The 12,672-nt window shown below is 42.6% G+C and carries 5 protein-coding genes; all 5 read left to right on the forward strand.

Annotated elements, in window-relative coordinates; translation table 11 throughout:
* Positions 1–18: 18 nt before the first annotated feature.
* The 5 genes from JST56_07450 (at position 19) to JST56_07470 (ending at position 12,537) form a co-directional block, all read left to right on the forward strand.
* Positions 19–1,641, forward strand: coding sequence for a hypothetical protein (locus tag JST56_07450; protein MBS1988791.1), 1,623 nt, complete (start codon positions 19–21; stop codon positions 1,639–1,641).
* Between the two features lie 35 nt (positions 1,642–1,676).
* On the forward strand, positions 1,677–2,882 hold the full coding sequence (locus tag JST56_07455) for a hypothetical protein (protein MBS1988792.1): 1,206 nt from the start codon (positions 1,677–1,679) through the stop codon (positions 2,880–2,882).
* 48 nt (positions 2,883–2,930) lie between these two features.
* A complete protein-coding gene (locus JST56_07460) occupies positions 2,931–4,223 on the forward strand; it encodes a hypothetical protein (protein MBS1988793.1) in 1,293 nt (430 codons plus the stop codon).
* A 169-nt stretch (positions 4,224–4,392) separates the two neighbouring features.
* Positions 4,393–6,330 (forward strand): PD40 domain-containing protein, encoded by a 1,938-nt coding sequence (locus tag JST56_07465; protein ID MBS1988794.1) that lies wholly within the window; start codon positions 4,393–4,395, stop codon positions 6,328–6,330.
* Positions 6,331–6,507: 177 nt separating this feature from the next.
* Entirely contained in the window at positions 6,508–12,537 is a 6,030-nt protein-coding gene (locus JST56_07470) for a hypothetical protein (protein MBS1988795.1), read from the forward strand.
* The last annotated feature ends 135 nt before the right edge of the window (positions 12,538–12,672 follow it).

Below are 12,672 nucleotides of genomic sequence, written 5' to 3' on the forward strand. Positions count from 1 at the left end.
TGATAAGAAGGGGATGGAATGAAGTTGAGAGTAGGAATTTTTTCTTTGCGTAAAATATTATTTCTTGTGGTGGTATTACTTTGTTCTGCCGGTTCACTTATTACAGCGCCTATTCAAGACGACAGGACTCAGCTTAATGAGCTTAATAATTCTATCAGAGCGGATCGAGCTAAATTTGATGCTTTGCTGAATGAAGTTTGGGGAAATGTTCCAAATCCTCAAAATCCAAGCGTAATGATGCGTAAACAGATAAATTTTTCTCGTGATAAAGTGACAGCGCTCAAAGATATGCTCAAATATATGGACGTACAGCTTGCAAAGCAAATCATCTTAGCTAAAAAAATGAATTTATCTGATCAAGAAAAGATTAATTTTCCAGGCGGAATTCATCGATTTACACGTGTTGAAATTGCTAATTCGCAAATTAAAGATGACGCGGGTGCATCATCTCAACCTCAAGCTTCCGTGTCTTCAGCAACTGCAGGTGGGATTTCAGCTCAGAATGATCGGGCGGAGTTTGATCGACTTCTTGAAGAATATAAAAAGGATTACAGCAAGCTGAGAGATCTTTTTTTTGCGGTTCATGGCGGGCCGGGTAACCCTATTAATACAAGTAAAAAGCAATTTAATTTTGATGCCGATAAGGTTAATGCGGTAAAACAATTTAAAAATACTTTTACAACAACATGGGATGAAAAAGCTAAAAAATTTATTGAGCTTGGGACAAAGCTCGGAATGAGTTCCAAAGAAGTGATCAGCCGCACTGGAATTGTTGATCATATGATGTTTGAGCGTATTGATCGTTTAACCATTAAAAGTTTGCCAACACCTATACCGGCCTCAACACCAACTCCAATTTCTACACCTGCTCCTACACCAGCACTAGCACCTACTCCTACACCAACACCAGTGCCTACGCCAGTTGTTGCGCCAGTCGTGGCTCCAACTTCAACACCAGCATCTGTCGTAACTCCAGTACCAGCACCTGTAGAAGCTTCTGGGCCAACGGATGCTGATTTGCAAAGTGTCCGTAATGAATCAAAAAAACTTAAAGAAGAGTGTAAGAGATTGCGTAAAGAAGCGGATAGGTTGACGGTGCTCTTAGCTCAGGAAACCAAAAATAAATCAGTTTCAGATGAAGAGATGGGCAAATTAAAACTTTGTGATCTTGAAAAAGCTGAGCTTATGAAAAAAGTTGTTCATGCAGAAGCTGAGCGTGAGCGTTTACTTACTATGTTGATGCAGGCTGTTGAGCAGTTACGAGCATTGATGAATCGTGTAAAACAAGGCGAAACGCTAACGGTTAAAGCGGTTATGGCAGCAGCACCACTTGCGACAACTCCTGTGGGAGTAATTCCTGGAGTTGTAACTCCTGTAGAACCTGCAGTACCAAAGCCAGCTGCGAAAAAGACTCCAGTGAAAAAGAAAAAAGCTTCAAAGAAAAAAGCCAAGAAAGCGAAAAAATCTGCCAAGAAGAAAACAAAGACGGCATCAAAAAAGACTTTAAATAAAAAAATAAGCAAAAAGAAAAAGCCTGCAAAGCGTGCGGGCGGAGCCAAGCGTAAAAAAGCAACAGGTCCGAAAAAAGCAAGTAAGAAAAAAGCGCCATTACGAAAAAAACAAGCAAAAAATCTAAAATAAATAGTTTTTCCTAAGGACGAAGAAAGGGTTATTGTATGAAATTGAGAATAATTCCAATGTTGCTTATGCTGGTGACCTTATCAACAACATCTTTTATTTTTTCAACAGCGCAAGAGCCTCGATCAGATGAGCAACCGCAAGCAGTACTAGATCAACTTCCTGATGGAGTAGTTGTTGCAATAGGAGCGGCAAATGGTCCAATGGGTCGTGGCTATTTAAAAAATGATGGGGGACTTTTTACCTTCGTTAAAGGTAATAGTTATGAAGATAAGCCTGAGTTTAAGTACCAAATAGTTCGCCAAGGAAATGTGATTGGTGTCAAATCAATAGTGTCAGGCAAGATTTTGCGTTCTTCAAAGAGCATGGGATACGCATTAAAATTTGATGCAGCAGACATGAGTTCTCCAGAAGCACAATTTGTTTTGTGGGCTCCTTCGAATCAAAAAGATCTTTCGCGTATATGGTTGTACAATCGAGCAACACAAGGGTTTATTAGTGTACGCAACAGGCCTGATGAGGTTGTAACCTATGATCATACCAACACAGGTGCACAACATGCTCCATGGGAAGAACTTTTTCTTGAAGTTAAGACTTCAGTGCCAGCTCCAACACCTGCTCCTGTGTCAGTAGATGTTGCAGTACCAACTGTCGCTGATCTAAAGAGTGCGCAGGATGAACTGAAAAAAGTTGAAGAAGAACTTAAAGGTTTGCGTAAAGAAGTTGATCGCTTAACCGCTTTACTCGCTCAAGAAACCAAGAAAAAGTCGGTCTCTGATGAAGAGATGGGTAAATTAAAAGTTTGTGATCTTGAAAAAGCTGAGCTCATGAAAAAAGTTGTTCATGCAGAGGCTGAGCGTGAACGCTTGTTTACTATGTTGATGCAAGCCGTTGAGCAGTTGCGAGCATTGATGAATCGTGTCAAACAAGGAGAAACGCTCACGGTTAAAGCGGTTATGGCTGCAGCACCACTTGCAACAACTCCTGTGGGGGTAGTTCCTGGAGTAGTAACTCCTGTAGAACCTGTAGCACCAAAACCAGCTGTGAAAAAGGCTCCAGTAAAAAAGAAAAAAGCTATAAAGAAAAAAGCTAAGAAAGCAAAGAAATCTGCCAAGAAAAAAACGAAGAAAGCTGGCAAAAAAGCTTCAAACAAAAAAATAAGCAAAAAGAAAAAACCTGCAAAGCGTGCGGGCGCAGCCAAGCGTAAAAAAGCCTCAAAGAAGAAGGCAGCGCTTAAAAAATAAAAATAAAAAGAGAGAACAGAGATTTTGAATTTTGTAGAAAGGGAACATGTGAAGATACTCTCAAATAAGTTTTATTTTCGTATGCTTTTATTAGTGACTGGTGCATTGCATTGTGCAATAGGATCTTCTATTGCGAGCTCCGATCCTCTAGCGATCGAAAAGTTAACAGGAATTTTGAACATCTTGCCGTATGATCAGGCTGATGCTTCAGACCCAACAAATGTTAATCAAAAATATATTCTTGGATTAATTCCAGACAAGCCCGTTGAAGTAAATAAAGTTGCCATTGAGCACAGTTTTTACAGGCCATCATGTAATATATCTCCTGATGGGAAGTACAATCAATTTTTTATTGGATGGGGCCCTCATATTTATTGGACTCCCAATGAAAATAAAGAGATTATCTGGAAGCATCCAGGTGGTCCTCAGTATCCAGAAAAAAGAACGGTTCAGGGAGATCAGTGGAATTTTGAAATAAAATTTGTTGAAGATGATTCTGAGATTTACAAGAAATTTCCACGTGAAATATATGTCGGAACGATTAAGCATGTAGCTACAGGTTTATATCTTACAGCATATCCAAAAGCTGGTTCTCGCCCGCAATTAAAGCCCCAGTCGGGTGGAAAAGAGCAGAAGTTTTATTTTGTTATGACTTACAATCAAAGACCAGATGTAACTTCAAGACCTGTACCAACTCCAACTCCAGCGCCTGCTCCTGTAGTTGTACCAACACCTGCACCAATTGTTCCAGCAAAGCCAGACTACAGTGTTAAAATTCAAAGAATAAAAAACAGAATCAGCAAGCTCAAAGAAGAGTGCGACCGTCTACGCAAAGAAATTGATAATTTGAATCAAGCATTAGCAAATTTGAAATCTGGAAATCAAGATCCAATTCAAGCAAGTATCAGTGTTTGTGAACAATCAAAAGCTCATTTAGTAAAACGACTTGCATTTATTGAGCAAGATCGTGCACAACTTAAAGAACAATTATTGCAAGCGCTTGAGCAGATGCGCGCATTGATGGAGCGCATTAAGCAAGGCAAGCCTGTAACGATTGAAATTATTGAGCAGAAAGCACCAATAGCCGCAGCGCCCGTTGCAGAACTTTATGTACCAGCTGCACAAGCAGCAGCGGTAAAAAAAGCTGAAGCAAAGAAAGTGAAGAAGGCCAAGGCAGCAAAAAAAGGTAAGAAAGCCAAGAAGGGTAAGAAAGCTCAAAAGAAGACTGCCAAAAAAAAGACCTCTAAAAAACCTGCTAAAAAAGGTGCCGCTCAAAAAAAGAGTTCAAGAAAACAAGTAAAGAAAGTTGCTGCAAAAAATAAAACTGCAGTAAAAAAATAGACCTTTGGCCTCAAGAACAGGATGATGCGTGGCGGGATTAACAGTCTCGCCATTTTTCTATTCAAAGCGTTATAGGTATTTCTAAGATCTTGTTTTTATACAAGAGCTCAGGGTAAATTTATTTGGTTATTTTTAGTTTTGATAAATCAAAAAAGTAAGGGTTATAAGTATGATAAAAAATATTTTCAAAGTTACTCTGATATTAGTTATAGCCGTTACAACATTCAGACAGCAAGATCTTTTGTCGAGTTCTTCTGTGACGCTTACCCCTTTTAAGAGCTTTGATTACGGAAGAGTGAATCTCATGAGCGCTGCTTGGAGCCCTAACGGAGAGATGTTAGCGCTTGGTGGTAATGGTCCAATCAGCACAAGTGGTACAATTGACTTTATGAATGATCATGAGTTGCGTGTGTGTCATTATTTGCAGGGTGAGTTCAAAAATTTTGCCAGTAGTCCTTATAAGCCATACATTTTTACAGTTGCTTGGTCACCGAATGGTAAGCATCTTGTGGTGGGCGGAAACACAGGATCTGCTGCAAATGCCAGTGACCTTCAGGTATTTAGTATAACGGGTAAAACTTCAATGGTTATGGTTACAAGTGTTGACTATGGTTATGACAATCATATTTTAAATGCAGCATGGTCTCCTGATGGGAAATTTATTGCATTTGGAGGGGATGGTGCTCAGCAAACTGGTGGATTTAATAATCGAGATGGGCTAAGAATATATGGATTTGATGGAGTAACATTAACTCCTATCACCAGTCAGTCATACGGACCAACAGCTCCAGGTGGATATGGATGTCAAATTTTTCAGGTGGCATGGTCACCAGATGGAAAGACTCTTGCAATTGGAGGATTTGCTCCAGCAGCAGCAGGTGGATTTAATAATACTCATGGTTTAAGGCTGTATAGCTTTGATGGAAAAAATCTGACTCCTTTGACAAGTGAAGATTATGGTGATGTTATTTATGCATTAGCATGGTCTCCTGATGGCTCTAAGCTTGCAGTTGGTGGTATTGGTGTTCGACCAGCTTCTGGTATTTTTGCAAATAACAACTCTTTACGAATTTATAATTTTGCTGGAGGAGCTTTAACTCCTGTGGCAAGCGATTCTTGTGGTCCTGAAGTTCGTTCAATTAAATGGTTTGCAAATGGCAAGTCTTTAATTGTTGCTGGACGATTAGACCCTAATAATAAAGAAGGTTTTGGTAATCAGTATGAAGTGAAAATATATGGTTTTGATAACCAAGCACTTACTCCATTGGCAGGACAAAGTTATGGAAACATCGTTTTCACGGTTGCATTAAGCCCTGATGAAAAAACTTTGGTGGTTGGAGGTAATCCTCCTACCGCCAATACAGGAGGATTTACTGATTACAAAATGGTTAGAGTTTATGCATTGAGTAGTCAAGATAAAAATCCAATACCAGCACCTGTAGTTCCACCAGCACAATTCCCTAAGCCTGCCCCTGTAGCTCTAGCTGTACCAGTTGCAGTGCTCCCAGCAAAACCAGACTACAGTGTTAACATTCAAAGAATAAAAAATAGGATTAGCAAAATAAAAGAAGAGTGCGACCGTTTACGTAAAGAAATTGAGAATCTGAATCAGGCACTAGTAAACTTGAAATCTGGTAATCAAGATCCGATTCAAGCGAGCATGAGTGTTTGTGAACAATCAAAAACTCATTTAGCAAAACGTCTTGCATTTATTGAGCAAGATCGCGCACAACTTAAAGAACAATTATTGCAAGCGCTTGAGCAGATGCGCGCATTGATGGATCGCATTAAGCAAGGCAAGCCTGTAACGATTGAAATTATTGAGCAGAAAGCACCAATAGCCGCAGCGCCCGTTGCGGAGCTTTATGTACCAGCAGCACAAGCAGCAGCTCAAAAGAAAGATGGAGTTAAGAAAGTTAAGAAGCGTAAGAAGGCTGCTAAGAAAAATAAGAAACCAAAGACTAAAAAATCAAAGAAGACTGCTAAGAACGATGCTCGTGGTGGCGTGCAGCGCAAAGGGAGTGCACCCCGAAAAGCTCCAGTAAAAAAATCTGTATCAAAAAAAGCAATACAGCCGGTAAAAAATAAAACTGCAGTAAAAAAATAACGTTATAAAATAGAGAATAAAGTAATGAGCAATGGCGGGATTAACAGTCTCGCCATTTTTCGATTCAAAGCAGTGTCTTATTTCTAAAATCTTGTTTTTGATGGCTATGCGTATGTTAAAATTTTTTAACATACATAACTTTGAATAAGAATAAATAAGGCGTGAAAGGATTGATGGATGAAAAAAATAATTAATTTCTTGGTAATAGTTTTAATAAGTACTTTAAGTACCTGGTCTTTGCTACTGGGAGCCCCTGAGCCTGTTCAAGATGGCAGTACTTTGACGCTTTTAGATAAACTACAAGATGGGACTGTTATTACACTTCCAGTGACTATTAACCCTCCGAATATTTATAGTAATCAATCTGATGTAGGATACTTTGGTGTCCCAAATAATAAATTTTCTTATGTTACTATCCAGAGTTACTTAGATCATAAACGGAATTATCCTGATTCTTTTGCCAAGACGTATAAGTTTATCGTTGTCCGAAAAGGGAATGTTATTGGACTGAAATCTATTGGACTCAATAAGTTTTTGCGTGCTTCACAAGAAGGTTCATTGACTGTTGATGCTCTAGACATGAGTTCACCAGAATCACAGTTTATTCTTTGGGCACCAAAATTAAGGCAAGAGCAGCGGGGAGATAGTACCATAATGAGCTTAGTATGGTTTTATAACAGATTTTCACAGGGTTTTATTACGATATACAATGTCTGGACGGATAACCGGTTTATAGCAGCCACAGGGGTGACTCCTGGTACTGAAAGTAAAGTATTTGGTGATAGTGAAAATCCTTTTGAGTTTGGTATTGAAATTAATAAAAATGATCCGCTTATGCCTTCAATTCAAGCAGCAGCAACTGCTCAACCGGCATCAAGCCCTGCAACAATGCTTGGTCCAGTAGGAGGTTCTACAAGTAGAACTTTTGATCATCGTTCACAAGCTGCATCGCTTGGTTCGATTACAAGTCTTAATATTTCGCATGGTGATGTTCTTAATCGGTTTGATGTTGCCTATGGTAATCAAGCTCTTTCTATGTATCCAGAACCCATGAGTGGTGCTGTAAATGGTACGGCAACATTCTCAGCCAGTGATCCTTTAGTCGAGGTGAGTGGTATTTATGGAAGTTATTTTGGAGGAATGCACCTAGCAAAAGTGTATTTTAAATCACGCAGTGGAAAGAGCTTTGGTCCCTTTGGTAATGGGAACTATTTCCAATCACAAACTCCATTTACGATGAGAGTTCCAGAAGGAAATTCAATTCAAGCATTCTTTGGTGGAAGTTTGAATCATGGTGCAGGAAATGGAGAATTTTTAAGCTCATTGGGTGCCGTTACGCAGGGAAATACTTCCTCGCAAGTAATTTCGAATAATGCTGCGACAGAAGCTGATCTTGCAGCAGCAAAAGCGGCTCACGCAGCAGCCGATATTGATCGTGCAAAGGCGGCAGCAGAACTGGCAGCAGCACAAGCTGCTGATGCGGCGGCAAATAAAATTCTTGCCGATGCAAAAAATCAAAAGGCTTTATCTGACCAAGCATTGCTTAATGCTCAGAATCAACAGACCGCAGCGCAGCAAGCTCTTGATGCGGCAAATGCTGCAAAGGCTGAACAGTTACGCTTGCTTGATGAAGCAGCAAAATTAAAAGCAAGCATGGAGCAGATGGCTGCACGTGCAATTGCACAAGGAACTGCGGATGCCAATGCTGTGGCGCAGGCGGCAAAAGCAAAATATGATGTTGCAAAAGCGGCAGCAGATAAATCGCTCGCAGACGCACAAGCACTCGATGCAAAAGCGCAAGCCATGATGAATGATGCAAAGAAAATGATGGTCGATGCAGAAAAAATGAAAAATGATGCGCTTGCAGCGCTTGATGCAGCAAAACAAAAAGCGGCACAAGATATTACGGCAGCACAACAACAAGTTATGGCAGCAAATGCGGGACGCGACCAAGCAAATGCGCAACTTGCACAAGCTCAAGCAGAGCTTGCAGCATTGCAAGCACGTGCGCAGTCAGGTGATCAATCAGCAGCACAAGCTGCAGAGCAAATGCAAGCGGCAATTGATGCGCTTAAGAAGCGTGCGGTAGATCTTGAAAACCAACTTGCAGTTGTTCGTGCTCAAACGGCTGCACAAGTCTCATCACTTGAAAAAGTACGAAGTAGCCTTCTTGCTCAAATGGAGCAGATGAAGGATGCGTATGAAGCGCAAATGGCGCAGATTAGAGCACAAGCACAGGCTCAGGTAGAGGCTTTATTGGCTCAGGTTAATCAGGCTCAAAAGCAATTAAATCAAGCTCGAGTTGATGCAGCAGAATTGCAAGCACAAGTTGAAGCAGCAGTTACTGCTGCAGCGCAAATGCTGACTGAGCAAGCTGCACAATATCAAGCGCAGTTACAAATGGTAAAAGCATCAGCAGATGCGCGTGTTCGAGCAGCAGAAGCAATAACCGCGCAACTTGCAGATCAGTTTAAGCAGTTACAACAGCTCTTTATGCAAATGCAACAGGATATGCAGCGTAAACTTAATGCTGAGCGAGCAGATAAAGAACAAGTGCAGGCGCAAGCTCTTCAGCAAGTTAATGATCTCAGTAATCAGTTGGCTGCAGCACAGCAGGAAGCTGCAAATGCTCGAGCGCAAGTGCTTGCAACACTTGCTCAAGCCGAGCAAGATATGTCGCAAGAGCGCTTACTTGCAGCAGCAAAGTCAAAAGCAGCTGTTGATTCAGCAAATGCACGTATTGAAATGTTGATGGCGCTGCTCGGCCAAGCTCAAGCCGATTCAGATGCTGCACAAGCACAACTTGCTCGAGTGAGAGCTCAGGCAGCCGAACAAGTAAATCAGGCAAAAGCACAAGCTGCTTCCGATGCTCAACGAGCAAAAAACCAGATGGATGAAGCAAGCAGAAGAGCTGCGCAAGCTCAAGCTGATGCGCAAGCGGCACAACAACGTGCAAATGATGCGCTCGCGGCTGCTCAGCGCGATACCTCACAAGCAATGAAAGATCTTGCAGCACAAGTGCAGGCGCAAGCACAAGCAGCAAATGCTCGACTGGCTCAAGAGCAGGCAGCGCAAGTTCAAGCAAATCAAGCAAATCAAGTAGCTCAACAGCAATTAAAACAAGTAACCGCATGGGCTGAACAGCAAGTTGCTCAAGCGCGTGATGCTGCACAAAAATCGGTTGACGCAGCTCAGCAAAAGACTCAGCAAGCGCAAGCGTTGGCAGCCCAGTCTGAGCAGCGTTTAGCACAAGAGCGTCAGCAAATGGAGCAAGCGCTTGCAGCAGCCCAAGCGCGCTTTAAGGCTGGAGATGCAACAGCGCAATTGCAAATAAATAAGCTTGAAGAGTTGGTGAACGGTTCGAAGGTTTATGCACAGGCGCTCAAAGAGCAGCTTGCGCAGCAACAACGATCAGAACAGAAAACCACAGAGTATGCACAGGCGCTTGAAGCTGAGTATGAGAAAACAAGAGAGCTTGCTCGGGTCGCTGTTGAACGAGCGGTGAGAGAAAAAGAGGCTGCATTTGGGGTGCTTGCACAAGCTCGTAAAGAAGCGGATGAAGCTCGGCGCAAAGCAGAGGCAGCTGTACAAGAAGCTGAGCTTACTAAAACAGCGGCTGCAGTTGAGGCTGCAAAATTTGCGCAACAAGTAGCAGATGAAGCTGTTGCATATGTTGCGGCTGCTGAGCAAAGAGTTGCACAAGCCCAGGTACAAGCTGAGCAAGCAAAAGCCGATGCGCAAAAAGCGAAGGAAGAGGCTCAAGCTGCAATTAACGCTGCACAAGTACGTGTTGACCAAGCGGCGCAAGATGCAGCACAAGCTCGTGCTGAAGCGCAAGCTGCAAAGAAAGAAGCTGAGTTGAGTAAGAATTCAGCTTCGCAAGCGTATGCTCAAATGCTTGAACAAAAAGCAAATGAATTAGATGCAAGAGTAGCTGCTGCAAAAGCCGAGGCAAGTAAAGCTCGTCAAGATGCTGATGCAGCAAAAGATGCAGCGGCCAAAGCTGTTCAAGCAGCAGTTGCAGACGCACAGCGTGTAAAAGATGATGCGGCACAACAAGTTGAACAAGCAAATAAAAAAGCGGCCGATGCTCAAGCGGATGCAGCAAAGGCTCGAGCTGATGCAGATGCTGCTCAAAAAAGAGCTCAAGAGCTTGCAGCTCAAGCACAAATGAGTGGTGATGCAACGGTACAAAAAGCTGCACAAGATGCTCAAAAAGCGCTGGTAGATGCGCAAGCAAGAATAGCGGCGGCAGATCAGCGTGCAGTGCAGATGCAACAAGATGCAGTTGCAAAGCAACAACAAGCAGAAGTTGCTCGGCAAAAAGCTGAACAAGATCTTGCTCAAATGAGAGCTGAAAAACAAGCTGAGGTTGCACAAGCTCAACAGGAAGCTCAGGCTGCAAAAGAATCTGCACAGCAAGCAAAAGCAAATCTTGCTCAACTGCAACAACAAGCGGATGCGGTTATTAAAGCAGCACAAACTGATAAGAGTGAAGCGGTACAAGCTGCTGCGGCGAAAGCTCAAGCTGATGTTCTTGCAGCTCAAGCTGAATATAGTTCTCGTATCGACGAAGCAAATGCAAAGAGCAAAGAAGCTCAAGCCGAATTGCAACGACAAATTGATCAATCAAAGGCTGAAGCAAAAGCTGCACAGGATAATGCTCAGAAGGCACAGGATGCGGCACAGCAAGCGTTACGCGTAACGCAACAGCTTCGTGATGCTACCGAAAAATCAATTGCTGATGCAACCGCAAAAATAGCTCAAGCGGCAGGCTCTAAAACAGCTGAAGCACAAGCCGACGCTGAAAAAGCAAAGGCTGAGGCTCTAGCAATGAGAAAGCAATTTGATGATATGCGTGCACAACTTGAAGGCCAAAGAGTAGTTGCTGCGCAGGCTCAGCAAGATGCAGCAAAAGCAGCAGCGGATCATTTGGCGCAAGTTCAAGCAAAATTAATTCAAGATGCTGCAGCACAACAGCAAAAAGCTCAAGCGACAGCACAAAAGGCACAGGCGCTTGCAGCAATAGATCAGCAAAAGGCTGCAGCAACAATGGTAAAAGCACAAACTCAACAAGCTGGTGCTCAATCGTTGCAAAATCAAATAGCAGCAATACAGGCTCAGCGTCAGCAAGCGCTTGTACAAGCGCAAAAAGCACAGGCTCGTGCTGCGCAGGCAAAACAAAATCAACAAGCGCTTCATGGGGCGCGTCTTGCATTACCAATTCCTGATGGAGCATCTGCAGTGAATGTGCCTGCAGGATTTACAACTGACCAAGCGGTTGGAGTGGTGAATAAGGCGACAGTTGGTTCGGTTGGTGGTCGTCCAGAAGGATGGGCTGTTGGACAAGATGGAATACCGCTTCGCTTAACACAAAATGCACAAGGTAAGACTCAGTGGACAAGGCAGCCAGCATATTCAGTACAGGGAGCGCCACTTAAAATGAATGACTTATCAGCGGCATCAGATGGAACAATCCTTGGATTAAGCAATGGTCGGCCTTATCAATTGAATTGGAAGACAGGGCGTTGGAATGAAATAACAAAAGCACCCGTAGGAGTAAATTTGAACCAGGTGACTGTCGGTAATACAAATAACGTTTGGGCAACCGATTCAAGTAGCAATTTGTATCAGCTCACACCACAAGGCTGGTCAAAGCAACCGGTTCAGGCAGCTGTCGTATCAGCATCGCTTGATAACTCTGTATATGCTGTTGCTCCGAATGGAACTGTTTCAAGCTTAGTTACTGATCCTCAAACGAATGCACCAACATGGCAAAATGTTTCATTAGATAAAAAGCTCTCAAGTATAGCCGTTGGAGACAAAGGGTATGTCTTGGGTGTTGAGCAAGCAACAGGAAACTTAGTGCAGTACGTAGAAGGTAAAGGTTGGCAGAATGTTAAAGGTAAAAACAATAAACCTGCAACCGGTTTTGCCAATGTCGCGGTCAGCTCTTCAGGAATGATGACAGCAGTTGGTAAGGATGGAAAAATTCATCGCTATGGCATGCAAGGAACATCTCCTGCAAAAGTTGCAAAAGCATTGAAACGACGACCTGCTCGAGCTGGCAAGCAAGCATCGACAAAAGCTGTACGTAAGGCTGCGCCGCAAAAGCGTGCACAGGTCAGTAAAAAGCCTCGTGCAAAAAGTGCAAAGCGTGCTCAAGTAAGACAAATGCCTGCTCAGCAAAGTTTACCTGCACGATAAAATTATTTGCATAAAATCCAAAAACAAACAGGGCTTGAGTTTACCTCAGGCTCTGTTTGTTTTTCATCTAAGAAATTCAAAATCTTGAAAAAAAATAAAAACTCTTGCGCTTGCTCTGTATCATCTTGGTATAGT

Source organism: Candidatus Dependentiae bacterium, assembly GCA_018266175.1.
Taxonomy (GTDB): Bacteria; Babelota; Babeliae; order Babelales; family RVW-14; genus JAFEAY01.

Excerpts from the sequence above, each read along its gene's own strand:
- JST56_07450 (MBS1988791.1), top strand. The coding sequence starts at position 19 with ATGAAGTTGAGAGTAGGAATTTTTTCTTTGCGTAAAATATTATTTCTT.
- JST56_07455 (MBS1988792.1), top strand. The coding sequence starts at position 1,677 with ATGAAATTGAGAATAATTCCAATGTTGCTTATGCTGGTGACCTTATCA.
- JST56_07465 (MBS1988794.1), top strand. The coding sequence starts at position 4,393 with ATGATAAAAAATATTTTCAAAGTTACTCTGATATTAGTTATAGCCGTT.
- JST56_07470 (MBS1988795.1), top strand. The coding sequence starts at position 6,508 with ATGAAAAAAATAATTAATTTCTTGGTAATAGTTTTAATAAGTACTTTA.